The organism is Micromonospora sp. M61 (genome assembly GCF_018070245.1).
GTDB lineage: Bacteria > Actinomycetota > Actinomycetes > Mycobacteriales > Micromonosporaceae > Micromonospora > Micromonospora zamorensis.
On sequence record NZ_JAGPYA010000044.1, the window covers coordinates 45,271 to 61,748 of the forward strand.

Genomic DNA, 16,478 nt, shown 5'->3' on the forward strand with positions numbered 1-16,478 from the left:
GGGGGAAGCATGTTGGGTATCAAACGCCTCGGCCTGTTGGCCGCGCTTGTACTCGTCGGTGTCGCGCCGGCGGCGGCCGCGCAGGCCGCGGCACAGCCGTCAACGCAGGACACCCAGTACCTGCAGGCGGTTCACCAGGTCAACCTGTTCGAGATCACCGCCGGTGACCTGGCTCAGCAGAAGGGTCAGGACCAGGGGGTCAAGGACCTGGGTGCGATGCTGAAGACCGACCACACCCAGCTGGACCAGACGGTGCAGCAGACCGCGTCCCAGCTCGGGGTGGAACTGCCGAACGAGCCCAGCGCCGATCAGCAGGCGGTCATCGACAAGCTGAACAACGCCAGCGGTGCGGAGTTCGACCGGCTCTGGGTGACCAGTGAGCTGGCCGGTCACGTCCAGGCCATCCAGGCCACCCAGACGGAGATCTCGCAGGGCTCCGAGCAGTCGGTGGTCCAGTTGGCGCAGACGGCTCTGCCGACGTTGCAGGCGCACTACGACGAGCTGGTGCAGCTCGCCAACAAGTTGGGCATCCCGGTTCCGCAGACCAGCGCCAGCGGTACGCCCAGCCCGGGCGGCACCGGCACTGAGTCGCCGGCTCCGGGCGGCACCGGCACCGAGTCGCCGGCTCCGGGTGGCAACACCGAGTCCCCGGTTCCGGGCGGCGGCACCACCGAAACGCCGGCTCCCAGCGAGAGCTGACGTAGCGACAGCAGACGGCCGGTCCACCCGCGCGGTGGACCGGCCGCCGTGCGTGCGGGTCAGTCGGCGCTGGCCAGCCCGATCGCGAACGCTTCTTCCAGGTCGGTCTGCGAGTATGCCCGGAACGCGATGTGCGACTCGGTGTTGAGCACGCCCGGCACCTTGGAGATGCTGCCCGCGATGACCTGGGCGATCTGGTCGAACTCGCGGACGCGGACGATGGCGATGAGGTCGACGTGCCCGGCGACCGAGTAGACCTCGCTGACGCCGGGGAGGTTGGCCAGGGTCTCCGCCACCTCGGGAATCGCATCGGTGGCGCAGTCGATCAGCACGATCGCGGTGATCACGGGACATCTCTCCGTTCGTCGGCGTCGTCGCCCATGCTAGATGTTTCGGTCGGAAACTGGAGGCGGGAGCCGTCGGGCCTCAGCCGTGCGCGGCGCAGGGCACGGTCAGGTCGTCCCCGACCCGGATCGCGTCGTGCAGCCGCTCGCCGTCGCGCACTGTCGCGCCCGGCCAGACCACTGCCCGGCGGACGTCGCCGCCGACCCGGGCGCCCGCGCCGACCACCGACTCCACGCAGTGACCGGTCACCGTGGCCGACGGGTCGACGAGGACGCCACCGGCCGCGGCATGCAGGTTGGCCGCCAGGTAGTCGGCCGGGGTGCCGGTGTCGTAGAACGTGCCCGGGAAGGGCACCACCTCCAGGGCGCCCGCCGCCTCGGCGGGGCGCCACACCGCTCGGACCAGGTCGGAGACGACGACCGGCAGGTCGCGGACCAGCCGCCAGGGCAGCAGCGAGAACCCGGTGAAGCAGTGCCCGGCGAAGGTGCCCGGCGCCGCCGGGTCCGCTGCGGGCTGACCCAGCAGGCGTACGGTGTGCCCGTCCCACCCGTCGAGCATGGCCGCCACGTCCGGGCCGGGCGCAGCCGCCGGATCGGCGAGGTACGCGTCGGCGTTGCCGACCAGCACCGGCCGCCCGTCGATCCAGTCCCGCAGACGGGCCACCCCGCCCGCCGTGCCCAGCGGGTCACCCGGCTCGACGGACAGGTGCGCGCGCTCGCCGACGTGGGCGACCACCTGGTCACCGAGGTAGCAGGCGTTCACCGCGACCCGGGCGGGACCGGTCAGACCGAGCCCGGCCAGCCGGGCCAGCGCGAGGTCCAGCAGTGGCACGTTGCCCACCGGGCAGAGCGCCTTGGGGACCCGTTCGGTGAGCGGGCGCAGCCGGGTGCCCTCGCCGGCGGCGAGCACCACCGCGCACAGCTCCGCCGGCACGCCAGCCGCGCCGGTCATGGCAGGTTGTCGGGAACCGGTGGCGGGAACTGCCCGGCCAGCGGCCCGATGTCGTAGTAGGCGAGCAGCCGGGCCGTGGCCCAGCTCAGCTTGGGCAGGTCGTCCAGCGGGTGCCAGGCGGCCTCGAAGACCTCCGCGCCGTCGACCGCCAGCTCGGTGGTGGACGCCGGGACCTCCGTCTCGAAGACCATGTCCACCCAGCCCTTGGCGTGCACGATCGCGTTCGGCACCGCCGGGCGCAACCGGGACGGGGGGAGCCGGATGCCGGACTCCTCGAACAGCTCGCGGGCCGCTCCCACCACCGGGGGCTCGCCACGGTCCAGCAGGCCCGCAGGGAGTGACCAGCCCCGGCCGGGCGGCTGGCGCAGCATCAGCAGACGGCCCGCGCCCGTCGCCTCGCTGTCGCGGACCAGGGTGACCGCGCCGACGATGTACTTGGGCACGGCCAGCCGGACCAGGCGCCGACGCACCGGCAGCGGCAGCCGGTAGAAGGCCTGGTAGAAGATGGCCCGACCGGTGGCGCGGGAGCGGGGGATCATGACTCCAGGCTAGTGGTCACGAATGTCATTCGGACGCGCCGGGGCCGGCCCGGTCACTGCCGGTGGTCGACCAGGTCGATGAGCTGGCGTACGACGGTGTCTGGTTCGATCACCCGGTCGAAGACCGCGACCAGCAGGGTCTCCAGGTCGGGATAGCCCAGCTCCTCGGAGAGGCGCAGCAGTGGCAGGTCGCTGGCGAGGCCACGATTGTGCTGACGCAGGGTCAGCCCGATGGTGGCCCGCCCGAGCCGGACCTTGTCGCTGATCGTGATGCCCGGCTCGGTGTGCTCGGCGAACCACCGGTTGATCTGCATCTGCGCGTGCGGTGACTTGACGAAGCTCAGCCACTCCCGGCGGGGGCCGCGCGGCGCGACACCGGCCTCGAAACCGTTGTCGCCGTCGTTCTCGGTGAAGATCTCCACCACGTCGCCCTCGTCCAGCTCCGAACTCAGCGGGGCGAGCCGACCGTTGATCCGTGCGGCGAGGCAGTGGTCGCCCCGCTCGTTGCCCAGCTCGTACGCGAGGTCGACGGGCGTCGCGCTGGCCGGCAGCACGATCTGCCGCCCCTCGGCGAAGACCTGGATCTGGCCCTCGGCGAGGTCGCACCGCAGCGACTCGAGGAACTGCGCCGGATCGGCCGCACCCGGCTCCCAGTCGAGCACCCGGCGCAGCCAGTCCAACTGCTCGGCGCGCGCCGCGGCGCTGCTGGCCCCCGAACGGGGGAAGCGGAAGTCGGCGGCGATGCCGTACTCGGCCGAGCGGTGCATCTCCTCCGTGCGGATCAGCACCTCCACAGTGCGGTCCTGCGGGCCGCAGACGCTGGTGTGCAGCGAGCGGTAGAGGTTGTTCTTGGGGGAGGCGATGAAGTCCTTGAAACGGCCGGGGATCGGCCGCCAGGTGCCGTGGATCGCGCCCAGCGCGGCGTAACAGTCGGTGGCCGGGCCGTCGACCACCACCACGATGCGGGGCAGATCGTACGGGGCGGTGTGCTCGCCGGCGATTGTGTCTTTCCAGATCGAGTAGAGGTGCCGGGGACGAGGGCTCACCTCGGCGTCGACCCGGCTGCGCTTGAGCGCCACCTTGGCCCGGGTGACCACCGAGTCGAGGTACGCGTCCCACCCCGGCCGGTCGTGCACGTGCCGGGCCAGCCGGGCGTGCTCGTCGGGCTCCAGGTGCAGCAGCACCACGTCGTCCAGTTCGCGCTTGAGGGTCTGGATGCCCAGCCGGTCACAGAGCGGGACCAGCACCTCCTGGGTCTTGCGGGCGATCCGTTCCCGGGAAGAGGCCGAGCGCACCCCGAGGGTGCGCATGTTGTGCAGCCGGTCGGCCAGCTTGATGATGAGCACCCGGACGTCCTTGGCGGCCGCGACGATCATCTTGCGGATCGTCTCCGCCTCGGCGGCCTTGCCGTAGAACGCCTTGTCGAACTTGGTCACCCCGTCGACCAGGTGGGCCACCTCGCCGCCGAAATCCTCGGAGAGCGCCTGGAGGGTGTAGCGGGTGTCCTCCACGGTGTCGTGCAGCAGCGCCGCGACCAGGGTGGTGGTGTCCATCCCCAGCTCGGCGCAGATCTGCGCCACCGCGAGGGGATGGGTGATGTACGGTTCCCCGCTCTTGCGGAACTGCCCGCGGTGCATGTTCTCCGCGATCGTGTACGCCCGTCGCAGCACTGCGGGGTCGGTGCCGGCGTGGATGCCCCGGTGGGTGCGCACCAACTGGGTGACCGGGTCGGAGTCGGTGGTCGGCCAACTGAGCAACGACCGCAGCCGGCGGGCGAGCGGCAGCTCACCCGGCTGTGTCGGCAGGGCGCCCCCCAGGGCGGCGCCGTGTCCGGCGTCGACGTCCACGAGGGACACCTCCTCACCCCGGCTCCGCATCGCCGAAACCCGGCGGCGGGGAGCAGGCCCACGAATCGGGCAGGACTGCACTTCTCTAACAGCCTAAGCGAGTCGACGTAGTCCGATCGGTCAGTTGGTCATGAGCGTTCGGTCGAGAGTTGATGGGACGCGCCGTTCTCGGCCTTCGCCAGCAGGTCACGGAACCGCCCCGCACCACCGGCCGGGGAGGACCAACCGGAGGACATCTCCACCAGCCGGGTCTCCGGTCGTTCCAACCAGGACAGAATCCGCTCGGACTCCTCGGCGGTGGCCGCAGGCACCGGGCCGTGCCCGCCCGAGACCGTCTCGGCGGTCGCCCGGATGGTGGTCAGGGTGGGCCGTGGGTGCACACCCGGCGGGGACACCCCCGCCCCGGCCAGCCGGCCGTGCCGCACCAGCGCCAACTCCCAGCCGCCCCGGGCGGCCGGCCGTGCCGCGGCCAGCTCGACGATGCCGGTCAGCGCGGCCAGCCGCTGCATCCGCACTGTGGCCCGCAGCACCGCGGCCAGCCGGGACCGCATTACCGCCGCCTCCTCGTAGCGCTGGTCGCGGGAGAGCACGTCGATCCGGGCGAGCAGCGCGTCCACCACCGGCTGCGGGTCGCTGGCGGTGGCGGTGCGGAAGGGCGCGGCGGCCTGGTGGTCGTACTCCTCGGGGGTGATCTTGTGCTCGCAGGGTGCCGGGCAGCGACCCAGCTCGGCCAGCGCGCAGGCCGGCGTGATGGTGCGCAGCGAGAGCCGGTGCGTGCACTGACGCAGCGGCACCGCGTCGTGGAAACCGGCGGCGGCCAGCTCCGCGGCCCGCCGGGAGGTGAACGGCCCGAGGTACGCGGTGTCGGTGGGGGAGAGGTCGCGCACGATCGACAGCCGAGGGTACGGACCGTCGGTCAGCTTGAGCCAGAGCATGCGCTCCGGGTATTTCGACCGTCGGTTGTACGGCGGGGCGTGCGCGGCGATCAACCGCAGCTCGCGGACCTCCGCCTCCAGCGAGTGGGCGCACTCCACCGCCTCGACCCGCTCGGCCGCCGCCAGCATCTCGGAGATCCTGGCGCGCTTCTCCCCGGCGGTGAAGTAGCTGCGCACCCGGGTGGCGATGTCGACGGAGGTGCCCACGTAGAGCGGGCGGTTGTCGGCGGCCCGGAAGATGTAGACCCCGGGGACCTTGGGCAGCCCCTCGGCCAGGTGCCGTTTGCGGCGCTGGGTCGGCGTGACCGCCCGGGCGAACTCGATGGCGTCGCCGACCGTGTCCACCCGGTGCCCGCCGAGCCGACCGATCAGCCCGTGCAGCACGTCGACTGTCGCCTTCGCGTCGTCGAGCGCCCGGTGGGTGGGCTGGGTGGTGGTGCGGAAGTAGGCGGCCAGGGTGCCGAGCTTGCGGTTGGGCACTTCGTCGCGGGTCAGCACCCGACGGGCGAGCGCCGCCGTGTCCAGCACGCGGGGATTGGGCCAGCGGTAGCCGTGCTTCGCGCAGGCGGCCTTGAGGAAGCCCACGTCGTACGGGGCGTTGTGGGCCACCAGCACCGCGTCGGCGATGAACTCCAGGAAGCTCGGCAGCACCTGCTCGATCGGCGGCGCCGGCAGCAGCATCGCCTGGGTGATGCCGGTGAGCACGGTGATGAAGGGCGGGATCGGCTGCCCCGGGTTGACCAGGGTGGCGAGCACACCCAACTGCTCACCACCGCGCACCTTGACCGCGCCGATCTCGGTGATGCCGCCGCCGTCCGGCGCGCCGCCGGTCGTCTCCAGGTCGACCACCACGAAGGTGGTCGCGTAGAGCGGCAGCGCCGGGTCCACCCCGCCCACCGCCGGGTCGAGACCGGCCAGCGACTCCTGGACGTACTCCGCCTGTGCCATCGGCGGCACGCTAGCGCCTCGGTCCGACACTCCCGTCGCAGCCGTCCCACCAGTCACCATGGGGCTAGGATGAGAGATCGGCTCACTCACCGGGCGGTGGGCCCGGTCGCGGTGGGAGACTTGCCACATGCCCCTCGCCGAGCCGCACGACGACCACCTCCCACAGGAGGATCTGGTCGCGCTCGACGGGGCCGTCAGCAACCCGGACGACAACGTAGTCAGCGAGACATCCGGGGCATCCGACCCCACGGCGGCAGGCGACGGCCCGGGCACCGAGCCGGAGTCGGCCGAGTCGGAGCCGGCCGTGTCCGATTCAGAGCCGGCCCTGCCGGAGCCGGAGCCGACCCTGCCCGAACCGGTCCGGCAGCGGATCGTCACGCTGACCGCCGCCGTCCTGCCCACGCTGCCCGCCGACGAGGTGCCCGTGCCGCTGCGCCGGGTGGCCAAGTTCGCCCCCAACCGGCGGGCCCGGCTCGGCGCGCCGGTCATCGCCGCCCAGCTCACCGCCGACCCGCTGTTCCGGCAGCGGGTCACCGCCCGCGTCCTGGCCGACGCCGGTGACCTCGGGGCCGCCGTCGTCGAGGGCACCGCGCCCGCCGCCGCCGACCCGGTCGAGGTCGCCGCGCTGGCCTACCTGGCCAGGCCGCGCGGCTGGCGGGAGCTGATCGACGCCAGCGGCGCCGCCGTTCGCGCCGAGGCGGACAGCGCTGTCGTCGCCGAGCTGGTCCGGGAGGCCGAGCAACGGGCCACCCGCGCCGAGCACGACCGGGCGGTGGCCCGGGTCGAGGCGGAGAAGCTGCGCGACGAGCTGGCCCGCGTCCGTGAGGAGCTGGGTCAGCTCCGCGAGGAGTCCCGGCAGGTCGCCCGTACCCTGCGGGAGACCCAGGCCCGCGAGCGCAAGGCCACCGAACTGCTGGCCACCGAACGCGGCCGGGCCGCGCGGGCCAGCGCCGACGTGGACGCCGAGCTGCGCCGCGCCCGGGCCCGGCTGGCCGAGGCGGAGGCCGCCGCCGGAGTGGCCCGCGCGAGCGCCAAGGAGTCCCGCTCGGTCGACGACGCCCGGCTCTGGCTGCTGCTGGAGACCATCGGTCAGGCCGCCGTCGGCCTACGCCGGGAGCTGGCCCTCGACCCGGTGGACAAACTCCCCGCCGACTTCGTGGCCGACGCGTTCGCCGAGCAACCGGGCACCGCCCCGGCCAGCCCCGCCGCACGCGCCCGCGACACCGACGACCCGGCCCGGCTCGACCAGCTTCTCGCCCTGCCCCGGGCGCACCTCGTGGTGGACGGCTACAACGTCACCAAGCGCGGCTTCGGTGACATGTCCCTGGAGCAGCAGCGCAAACGCCTCATCACCGGGCTCGGCGGGATCGCCGCGCAGACCGGCGACGAGATCACCGTCGTCTTCGACGGCGCCGAGCGGATGCACGGGTTGCCGCCCGCGCCGCGCGGCGTCCGGGTGCTCTTCTCCCGCAAGGGCGAGACCGCCGACGAGCTGATCCGGCGGCTGGTCCGTGCCGAGCCGGCGGGTCGCCCCGTGGTGGTGGTCTCCTCCGACCGCGAGGTCGCCGACGGGGTACGCCGGCACGGCGCCTACCCGCTGGGCGCCGACTCGCTGCTGCGGCGGCTCGCCCGCTCCTGAGAGACGCGTGGCCCCGCCGCACCGTGTCGTCGCCAGCCCGGCTGTCGTACCCGAGCGTTAGCGTCGTTGCTGTCGCCGACGGGAGGGGATTCGCCATGACCCAGGACAACGTCAGGGTCTTCGTCGACAGTGACCTGCGGGGTGCCCGGTTCAGCCGGTCGACGCTGGCCGGTGCGGTGATGCGCGGCGTCGACGTGAATGCTCTGGACATCGACGCGCCCTGGCTGGCCGAGGGCACGCTCCTGGTCAACGGCGTCGATGTCGCGCCGCTGGTCGAGGCCGAGCTCAACCGACGGTTCCCCGGGCGCGATCTCCGGCAGGCCAAGGATCCGGACGGCCTGCGCGTGGCGTGGGCGGCACTCGAACGGGCCTGGGCGGCGGCGGTCGACCGGGCGCTGTCCATGCCCGAGGGTGCGGTCGACGTCTCCATCGACGGGGAGTGGTCGTTCGCGCAGACGCTGCGCCATCTCGCGTTCGCCGCCGACACCTGGCTGGGCAAGGCGATCCTGCGCCTGCCGCAGCCCTTCCACCCGCTCGGGCAGCCAGATGCTGAGTACGAGACCGCGGGCTTCGGCATGTCGATCTTCGCCGCCGAGCAACCGACGTTCGCCGCGACCCTGGAGCTGCGGGCCGAGCGGCAGGCGATGGTGCGCGACTTTCTCGCGGCCGTCACGCCGGACCTGCTCGCCGAGACCCGGCCGGCCGCCTGGTGGCCCGAGCAGCAGGTGTCCGTCCTGCACTGCCTTCACGTGATCTTCGACGAGGAGTGGCAGCACCTCCGCTTCGCCCTGCGTGACCTCGACGCGCAGGGCGAGGCGGCGAACGCGCAGTCCCGCCCGGCCACCGGGTCAGGTGGTCGGTAGCCGCCGGGCCAGCTCACGGCGCAGCACGTCGGGGCCGGGCGTCATCCAGGCGAGCCGGGCGACCAACTCGTACGGGCCGCGTCCGGGGGTCGACCACTGGCCGGGCCGCATCGGCGGCCGGGTCTGCTGCGGATCGAGTGGCGTGACCACCAGTCGGGGTTCCAGGCGGCCACGGACCTGAGCGCGCGCCAGGTTGGCCCAGTCGATGCGGAGCTTGCTGCCGTGCGGTCCGGTCAGTTCCAGCGCTTCGTCGGTCAACCGCAGCGGCAGCCGAGGCTGACGGCGCAGCTGCCAGGCGGTGGTCAACGCGACGCCGACGCCGATCGCGCCGAACCGCAGCAGCACCTGCCACCACGGCTCATCGAACAGCGCCGCGTACACGGCGACGAGGGCAGCGGCGCCCAGCACAGCGAGGAGCTTGGCGATGCGATGTCGGCGCGACGAGTAGTGGAATTCCACGACGGGCGAGGCATCGAGGCTGGTCACCACTGTCCTGTGCCCGAGTGGCCGGTCGGCCAAACGATGTCCCTCCCGTCGGGCGATCGACACGAGTTTCCTGATGTCGGGTGTTCCGGCGGGTCGGGATGGCCCGGTTTCGCGGAGCTGGAGTCGATCTCACCCCAAACGGTCGGTCGGAACTGGTTTCTGTCGTACCCGGTGGTTAGCGTCAATGTGACCGACGGTGCTCGGTCGGCGACGACAGGGCGCCGGCCCTGCGCCGCGAGCCGATCAGGAGGCGTGATGCTCATCGACTGCGACGGGTGCGCGAAGCGGGCCGACGGCTGCTCAGGCTGTCCGCTGACCGCCCTGTTCGACGAGACGTCCCCGGCGGCCGGGCTGGTCGCCGCCGAGGTCGAGGCCATCGAGGTGCTCGCCCGAGCCGGCTTCGACGTGGAGGTGCTGGCCGCGCCCGCGCGGCCCGGGATCGCTCACCGCCGCGCCACCCGCCGGGTCGCCTGAGCGCGAGACCGCGCCCGGGAGCGCGCTTTCCGCGGGCCATAGGATGAGCGGTCACGGCGGGAGGAGCGGCGCGATGAGCGGGGTACGACGGGTGGTGACGCGGTGACCCCGCGCGGGTGGGCGTTGCTGACCCTGGCCGGCTTGACCGTCGCGTTGGTCGTGCTCGCCGCGCTGCTCATTCCGTGGCACCGACCTCCGGCACCCCGCGCCGACCAGCTCGCCGCGTTGGGTGACCTGCCGGCGGAGCAGGTGGCCAAGGGGCGGGAGTTCCGGGCCGCGCTGCGCCCCGGCGGCTACACCGCGCTCGCCGTCGGGCTGTTGGTCGCCCTGGCGCTCGGGCTCACCCCGCTGGGCAGCCGTCTGATCGAGCTGGTGGCTCGGCCCTTCGGCGGGCACTGGGCCGCGCAGGCCGTGCTCGGTGGGCTGGCTGTGGTCCTCGTCGCCGACCTCGTCACGCTCCCGTTCGCCGCCTGGCGTCAGAGCGTGCTCACCCGCTACGGGTTGAGCACCAACGGTTGGAGCGGCTGGGCGGTCGACCTGCTCAAGTCGTACGCGGTCAGCGCGGTGATCGGCGCGGTGGCGCTGTTCGGCTTCTACGCGGTCATCCGGCTCGCGCCGCGCTGGTGGTGGGCGTTCGGCGCGGGTGGTGCGGCGCTGCTGGTGGTGCTGCTGTCGTTCGTGCTGCCGGTGCTGGTCGAGCCTGTGTTCAACCGGTTCACCCCGATGGAGCAGGGCCAGTTGCGCACCGAGCTGATGAGCATGGCGGCCCGCGACGGGGTGCCGGTGCGCGACGTGCTGGTCGCCGATGCCTCCCGGCGCACCAAGGCGGTCAACGCGTACGTCTCCGGTCTCGGCCCGACGCGGCGGGTCGTCGTCTACGACACGTTGCTGACCGAGGCGACCCCGGCCGAGGTGACAGCCGTGGTGGCGCACGAGTTGGGGCACGCCAAGGACTCCGACGTGGCGGCCGGCACGCTGACCGGGGCGTTGGGTGCCGCCGCCGCAGTGGTGGCGCTCTACCTGCTCGGCTCGTGGGGGCCGCTGCTACGGCTGGCCGGTGTCGACTCGGTCGCCCAACCGAGCGCGTTCCCGCTGCTGCTGGCCCTCGTCACGGTGGCCGGGCTGGTCGCCGCGCCGGTCCAGGCACTGATGTCGCGGCGGGTGGAGGCACGAGCCGACGCCCATGCGCTCGCGCTCACCCGCGACCCGGAGGCCTTCGAGTCGATGCAGCGCCGGCTCGGCTCGGTCAACCTCGGCGACCCCGATCCGCCGCGCTGGGAATACCTCTACTCGGCCTCGCATCCGTCCACCGTGGAGCGGATCGCCGCCGCCCGCGCGTACGCCCGGGAGTCTGGCCGATGAGCCGCACACTGCTGATCACCAACGACTTCCCGCCCCGCCCGGGCGGGATCCAGTCCTTCGTGCACAACCTCGCGGTGCGTCAACCGGCCGGCTCGGTGGTCGTGTACGCGTCGAGCTGGCGCGGTGCCGCGAAGTTCGACGCCGACCAGCCGTTCGAGGTGATCCGGGAGCGCACCCGGGTGCTGTTGCCCACCCCGTTGATCGCCCGCAGGGCGGCGCGGCTGGCTCGCGCGTACGACTGCGACACGGTGTGGTTCGGTGCGGCAGCGCCGTTGGGGTTGCTCGCCGCCGGTCTGCGGCGGCGGGCCGGCGTACGCCGGGTGGTGGCGCAGACCCACGGCCACGAGGTCGGTTGGGCGGCGCTGCCGGCGGCCCGGCCGGCGCTGCGGCGCATCGGCCGGGGCGTCGACGTCACCACCTACCTCGGCGAGTACACCCGCAGCCGGTTGGCCCGTGTGCTGGACGGGGTGACCGACCTCCGCCGCTTGGCGCCCGGGGTCGACGTGGACACCTACCACCCGACAGTGGACGGTGAGCAGGTCCGGGCCCGGCTCGGGCTGACCGACCGGCCGGTGGTGGTCTGCGTGTCCCGGCTGGTGCCGCGCAAGGGTCAGGACATGCTGATCCGGGCACTGCCGGAGATCCGTCGCCGGGTGCCCGAGGCGGCGCTGCTGATCGTCGGCGGCGGGCCGTACCGGGCCACCCTGGAGAAGCTGGCCCGGCAGATCGGTGTGGAACGGGACGTCGTGTTCACCGGCTCGGTGCCGTCCGCCGAGTTGCCGGCGCACTACGCGGCGGGCGACGTCTACGCGATGCCCTGCCGCACCCGCAACCGCGGTCTCGACGTGGAGGGGTTGGGCATCGTCTACCTGGAGGCCTCCGCGACCGGCCTGCCGGTGGTGGCCGGCGACTCCGGGGGCGCACCGGATGCGGTCCGTGAGGGGGAGACCGGCTACGTCGTCCGCGGTCGGGACGTCGCGCAGCTCGCCGACCGGGTCGCCCGGCTTCTCGCCGACCGGGACCTGGCTCGCCAACTGGGTGCTGCCGGCCGGGCGTGGGTGGAGCGGGAGTGGCGCTGGGAGGCGCAGGCGGACCGGATGGCGGCGTTGCTCGCCGGCTGACCGCAGCGCCGTGCTCAGCTCTCCCGGGTCGGTGCGTAGCGAGGCACGTACTCCTGGCCGGTGAGCTTCTGGATCGCCGCCATGACCTCGTCGGTGACCGTCCGGATGTCGCGTGGGCCGTTGATCCGTTCGGCGACCGGGATCGGCGGGCCGAACCGCAGGGTGACGGGGTGCCGGCGGGGCAGCCGCGCGTCGACCGGCAGCACCTCGGCGGTGCCGGTCACGCCGACCGGGATGATCGGCACCTCGGCGTCGCGGGCCAGGCGGGTCATCCCGACGCGGCCCCGGTAGAGCCGTCCGTCCGGCGAGCGGGTGCCCTCCGGGTAGACGGCGACCAGGCCGCCGGCGCGCAGCACCGGTACGGCGGCGTCGAGGGCGCGCAGGGCGGCTCGGCCGTCGGCGCGGTCGACCCGGATGGCACCCATGCCGGCGACGATGCGCCGGTTGAGCCAGCCGCCCGGACCTCGGCCGGTGAAATACTCGGCCTTGGCCCAGAAGGTCACGTGTCGGGGCGCCGCGGTGACGAGGAACAACTCGTCGGCCACGGACAGGTGGTTGCCGGCGAGGATCGCGCCGCCGTGCTGGGGCAGATGCTCCAGCCCTTCCACGCGGGGCCGCCAGCCCAGCCGCAGCGTGGTGCCGACGGTCAGCTTGGTGAGGTCGTACAGCAGGGGCACGTGTTCTCCGGGTTCTCAGGTGGGGTTCGGGCCGAGATGGGCGTCGAGCGTGGCGCGCAGCAGGGTGTCGTCCTCGGTGGCGCCGGTGGCCAGCGGCAGGCTGCCCCAGGCCCAGAGCTGGGCGATGCCGTGCAGGTTGGCCCAGAGCGCACCGGCGAGCACCGGCGCGGGGGCGTCGGTCGGCCGGCGTACCTGGGCCACCAGGTCGGCGAGCACGTCGAACAGCGGCAGGCTCGTCTCGCGCAGCCGCAGCCGACCGCTGTCCAGCAGGTCGTGACGGAACATCAGCTCGAACATGCCGCGATGCGCCGCCGCGAAGTCCAGGTACGTCCGGGCCAGCGCGGTCAATCGGGTACGCGGGTCCGGGTCGACGTCGCGCATCGTCTCCTCGACGCGGGCGGTGAGGTCGGCGAAGCCCTCCCGGGCGATGGCGGAGAGCAGGTCGACGTGGGTGGGGAAGTAGCGGCGCGGGGCGCCGTGTGAAACCCCGGCGCGGCGGGCGATCTCCCGCAGTGACACGGCCGACTGGCCCTCGCTGAGCACCAGGTCCACCCCGACGGCGACCAACCGCGACCGTAGCCCCTTCTCGTCCCCGTCCATAGACAGTGTCTACCAGCAACCGTAGACGCTGTCTACTCGGGGCGCGGGGCGTGTCGGTGGCGCGCGCTGTTCCCTGGGCTCGTCGGTGGGGCCTGCTCAGTCATCATCGGGCGGTGTGTCGTGGGCTGCCGGGACGTGGGAGTCAGCGTGATGCCTGTGCGTCATCTTGATGACTCACAGGCATCAGGCTCGATGGAGATACCGGACGGGGATCCTCGATCACTCCCTCACGTGATCCACCCCGGTTTCAAAAAGTCGGGGTGTCCTGACGCCGGGGATACCCCGCCATCATGGAAGACGAGTGGATCATGCCCGGCCGCCGCGGCCCGAGGTTCAGCGGATGCGGGCCAGGATGCGATCGGCGGGGGCCGGGCGGCCGAAGTGCCAGCCCTGGGCGGCGTCGCAGCCGATCGCCCGCAGTCGCTCAGCCTGCCCGGCGGTTTCCACGCCCTCAGCAGTGACGGTCAGGTCCAGCGCGTGCGCCAGCGAGACCAGCGAGGCGAGGATCCGCTCGTCGGTGCGGCCGACCGACGGCGACCGCAGGCCGGCCACGAACTCCCCGGCCACCTTCAGTTCGGTCACCGGCAGGTCCCGCAGGTACGCCAGGTTGCTGTAGCCGGTGCCGAAGTCGTCGATGGCGATCCGCACTCCGAGGTCGGCCAGGACCCGCAGGGCGCGTACCGGCTCCTCGGCGGTGCTCATCATCGTGCTCTCGGTGATCTCCAGTTGCAGCCGCTCCGGCGGTAGGCCGGTCTGCCGCAGCAACGCGCGGACCTCCTGCACCAGCCCGGGCCGGTGCACCTGGCGTACCGCCAGGTTGACGCTGATGAACGGCGCGGCGGCGCTACCGGCCGACCAGGCCTCCGCCTCGCGGCACGCCTCGGCCAGCACCCACCCACCCAGCTGCACGATCAGGCCGGTCTCCTCGGCCAACCCGATGAAGCTGTCCGGTCGAAGCACCCCCAGTTCCGGGTGCCGCCAACGGACCAGCGCCTCGACGCCGACCAGGCTGCCGTCGCGCAGTGAGGTCAGCGGCTGGTAGTCGAGGTAGAACTCGCCGCGTTCCAGGGCGGCCGGGATGGCGGCGGAGAGCGCGTACCGGGCCAGTTCACGTTGGTTGCGCTCGGCGTCGTAGAGAGCCCAGCGGGCCCCGCCAGCGGCCTTCGCCCAGTGCAGCGTGCTGTCGGCGGCCCGCATCAGGTCGCTGGGGTTGGCCCCGGCCACCTGGCGCTCGACGATGCCGATGCTCGCCGAGATCTGCAGCTCGTGCCCGTCGACCAGCGCCGGTGCCCGCACCGCGGCCAGGGCGGTCTCGGCCACCTCCAGCATGTCGTCGGTGCCGCCGCTGCGCTCCACCAGGATGACGAACTCGTCCCCGCCCAGGCGGGCCAGCAGGTGCTCACCCATGGCCTTGCACAACCGCTCGGCCACGGTGACCAGCAGATGGTCGCCAACCTGGTGCCCCAGGGTGTCGTTCACGACCTTGAAGCGGTCCAGGTCCAGGAAGCACACCCCGACCCGCTCCGCGCCCCGGCCCGGCTCGTTCAGCGCGGCGGTGAGCCGCTCGGTGAACAGCGTCCGGTTGGGCAGGCCGGTGAGGGGGTCGTGGGTGGCCTGATGCCGGAACCGGGCCTCGCTGGCCCGCAGCGCCCGCTCGGCCTGGGTGCGGGCCCTCATCGCGGCCCGGCGGATCGACTCCTGCTCGTCGAGCGTCCGGTCCCGCAACGCGCGGGCGTAGCCGGTCGCCACCGCCGCGAGCAGCCGGGCCATCCGATCCTCGACGTCCTCGGCCACCAACCCCAGGTCGCGCACAAGGCGGAGCTGGATGACCTCGACGGTACGACCGAGGCCCTCCGCGGAGGCGATGTGTGCGGCGACCAGCTCGGCGCCGACCCGGTGCCCGGCACGCAGGTCGAACGGCTCGGTGAGCAACGCGCCAGCCAGTTGCCCGGTGAGCCGGTGTAGCAGGGTTTCCAGCTGGGCCTGGGTCATCGGCAGGTAGCTGGTGCCGGAGACCGCCTTGGCCCAGGCGCGCGCGAACGTGCCCGGGTGGGTGGCCACCTCGGGCAGCTCAGTCACCGAGTCGCCCGACGCCGCCCATGAAGACGGCGCGCTCGGCGTCCTCCGCGCTCTCCGGGGTGTCCGGTCGCCACTCGGGCACCCAGACCACGCCGGGGTCGAGCAGCTCGAACCCGTCGAACAACTCGGTCAACTCGGCGCGGCTGCGCACCCACAGCGGGTTGTCGGTACGCCGGTAGACCCGCTCGGCCTCGGCGCGTTCGTCGTCGCTGCGCCCGTCGTCGCTGGCCTGCGACAGCACGAGGTAGCTGCCGGGGGCCAACGCGTCGCGCAGCGTCCGCAGCAGCTCCGCCGGTCGGTCGTCGTCGGAGACGAAGTGCAGGACGGCCACGACCATCACGGCGACCGGCTGGCTCAGGTCGAGCAGCTTGCGGACGTCGGGGTGGGCCAGGATCGCCTCCGGGCGCCGCAGGTCCTCCTGGACGACCACGGCCCGCTCGTTGCCGGCGAGGATCTCGCGGCTGTGCGCCACGGCCACCGGGTCGACGTCCACATAGACCACCCGTGACTGCGGGTCGAGCCGCTGGGCGATCTCGTGCACGTTGCCGACGGTCGGGATGCCCGAGCCGATGTCCAGGAACTGCCGGATCCCCGCCTCGGCGAGGTGGTGCACGGCCCGGCGCAGGAATGCCCGGTTGGCCTGGGCCATCAGCGGCGCCTCCGGCACCGCCGCGACCATCGCCTGCGCCGCGGCTCGGTCAGCGGCGAAGTTGTGGGAGCCGCCGAGGTAGTAGTCGTACATCCGCGCGACGCTCGGGCGCTCGATGTCGATGGTGTCGGGTGCCCAGTCCGGCCGCTGCATGCGTCAACCCCTCGAATCCGCAACGCGAGCGTCGTCGCCCGCGCGGGTATTGTGCACCCGCCACGCACGCCAGACCATAGCGCGCCGGAGGTTGCCCGCCGACGTCGGTCG

The 16,478-nt window shown here is 73.0% G+C and carries 16 protein-coding genes; 6 read left to right on the top strand and 10 right to left on the bottom strand.

Annotated features, from left to right (window positions below):
- Nucleotides 1–9 precede the first annotated feature (9 nt).
- Nucleotides 10–699, top strand: a complete 690-nt coding sequence (locus KBX34_RS23275) for a DUF4142 domain-containing protein (protein ID WP_088949450.1) — start codon at nt 10–12, stop codon at nt 697–699.
- A gap of 59 nt (nt 700–758) precedes the next feature.
- Here the strand turns inward: KBX34_RS23275 and KBX34_RS23280 are convergent, their stop codons facing one another.
- The 5 genes from KBX34_RS23280 to KBX34_RS23300 all read right to left on the bottom strand — a co-directional run bounded on the left by KBX34_RS23280 (nt 759) and on the right by KBX34_RS23300 (nt 6,264).
- A complete protein-coding gene (locus tag KBX34_RS23280; protein WP_088949449.1) occupies nt 759–1,046 on the bottom strand; it encodes an Lrp/AsnC family transcriptional regulator in 288 nt (95 codons plus the stop codon).
- Nucleotides 1,047–1,125: 79 nt separating this feature from the next.
- Nucleotides 1,126–1,995 (bottom strand): sugar phosphate nucleotidyltransferase, encoded by an 870-nt coding sequence (locus KBX34_RS23285; protein ID WP_210926918.1) that lies wholly within the window; start codon nt 1,993–1,995, stop codon nt 1,126–1,128.
- Nucleotides 1,992–2,534 (bottom strand): NUDIX hydrolase, encoded by a 543-nt coding sequence (locus KBX34_RS23290; RefSeq protein ID WP_088949447.1) that lies wholly within the window; start codon nt 2,532–2,534, stop codon nt 1,992–1,994. Before KBX34_RS23290 ends, KBX34_RS23285 begins: the two co-directional genes overlap by 4 nt.
- A 53-nt stretch (nt 2,535–2,587) precedes the next feature.
- Nucleotides 2,588–4,381, bottom strand: a complete 1,794-nt coding sequence (locus tag KBX34_RS23295; RefSeq protein ID WP_088951918.1) for a bifunctional (p)ppGpp synthetase/guanosine-3',5'-bis(diphosphate) 3'-pyrophosphohydrolase — start codon at nt 4,379–4,381, stop codon at nt 2,588–2,590.
- A 128-nt stretch (nt 4,382–4,509) separates the two neighbouring features.
- Nucleotides 4,510–6,264, bottom strand: coding sequence for a DEDD exonuclease domain-containing protein (locus KBX34_RS23300; protein ID WP_210926920.1), 1,755 nt, complete (start codon nt 6,262–6,264; stop codon nt 4,510–4,512).
- A 304-nt stretch (nt 6,265–6,568) separates the two neighbouring features.
- On the opposite strand from KBX34_RS23300, the gene KBX34_RS23305 reads away from it, so the two are divergent.
- Complete coding sequence (locus KBX34_RS23305) at nt 6,569–7,903, top strand: NYN domain-containing protein (RefSeq protein ID WP_374223719.1); 1,335 nt, start codon at nt 6,569–6,571, stop codon at nt 7,901–7,903.
- A 95-nt stretch (nt 7,904–7,998) separates the two neighbouring features.
- The gene (locus KBX34_RS23310) at nt 7,999–8,766 is read left to right on the top strand and encodes a DinB family protein (protein WP_210926924.1); all 768 of its coding nucleotides are present in this window, start codon (nt 7,999–8,001) and stop codon (nt 8,764–8,766) included.
- Here KBX34_RS23310 and KBX34_RS23315 read toward each other — a convergent pair.
- Nucleotides 8,752–9,252, bottom strand: coding sequence for a hypothetical protein (locus KBX34_RS23315; RefSeq protein WP_210926926.1), 501 nt, complete (start codon nt 9,250–9,252; stop codon nt 8,752–8,754). The genes KBX34_RS23310 and KBX34_RS23315 overlap by 15 nt on opposite strands.
- 255 nt (nt 9,253–9,507) lie before the next feature.
- On the opposite strand from KBX34_RS23315, the gene KBX34_RS23320 reads away from it, so the two are divergent.
- The 3 genes from KBX34_RS23320 (at nt 9,508) to KBX34_RS23330 (ending at nt 12,209) form a co-directional block, all read left to right on the top strand.
- Nucleotides 9,508–9,726 carry a hypothetical protein gene (locus tag KBX34_RS23320; RefSeq protein ID WP_099856110.1) on the top strand — a complete coding sequence of 73 codons (219 nt, stop codon included), beginning with the start codon at nt 9,508–9,510 and terminating at the stop codon, nt 9,724–9,726.
- A 102-nt stretch (nt 9,727–9,828) separates the two neighbouring features.
- A complete protein-coding gene (locus KBX34_RS23325) occupies nt 9,829–11,088 on the top strand; it encodes a M48 family metallopeptidase (RefSeq protein ID WP_088949441.1) in 1,260 nt (419 codons plus the stop codon).
- Nucleotides 11,085–12,209 carry a glycosyltransferase family 4 protein gene (locus tag KBX34_RS23330; RefSeq protein ID WP_210926928.1) on the top strand — a complete coding sequence of 375 codons (1,125 nt, stop codon included), beginning with the start codon at nt 11,085–11,087 and terminating at the stop codon, nt 12,207–12,209. Before KBX34_RS23325 ends, KBX34_RS23330 begins: the two co-directional genes overlap by 4 nt.
- Before the next feature lie 14 nt (nt 12,210–12,223).
- Here KBX34_RS23330 and KBX34_RS23335 read toward each other — a convergent pair whose 3' ends face one another.
- The 4 genes from KBX34_RS23335 to KBX34_RS23350 form a co-directional block, all read right to left on the bottom strand.
- Nucleotides 12,224–12,886, bottom strand: a complete 663-nt coding sequence (locus tag KBX34_RS23335; protein ID WP_210794949.1) for a 1-acyl-sn-glycerol-3-phosphate acyltransferase — start codon at nt 12,884–12,886, stop codon at nt 12,224–12,226.
- A 15-nt stretch (nt 12,887–12,901) separates the two neighbouring features.
- Nucleotides 12,902–13,486, bottom strand: coding sequence for a TetR/AcrR family transcriptional regulator (locus KBX34_RS23340; RefSeq protein WP_210926930.1), 585 nt, complete (start codon nt 13,484–13,486; stop codon nt 12,902–12,904).
- A 333-nt stretch (nt 13,487–13,819) separates the two neighbouring features.
- Entirely contained in the window at nt 13,820–15,478 is a 1,659-nt protein-coding gene (locus KBX34_RS23345; RefSeq protein ID WP_210926937.1) for a bifunctional diguanylate cyclase/phosphodiesterase, read from the bottom strand.
- A gap of 79 nt (nt 15,479–15,557) precedes the next feature.
- A complete protein-coding gene (locus KBX34_RS23350; protein ID WP_088949437.1) occupies nt 15,558–16,367 on the bottom strand; it encodes an SAM-dependent methyltransferase in 810 nt (269 codons plus the stop codon).
- Between the last annotated feature and the right edge of the window lie 111 nt (nt 16,368–16,478).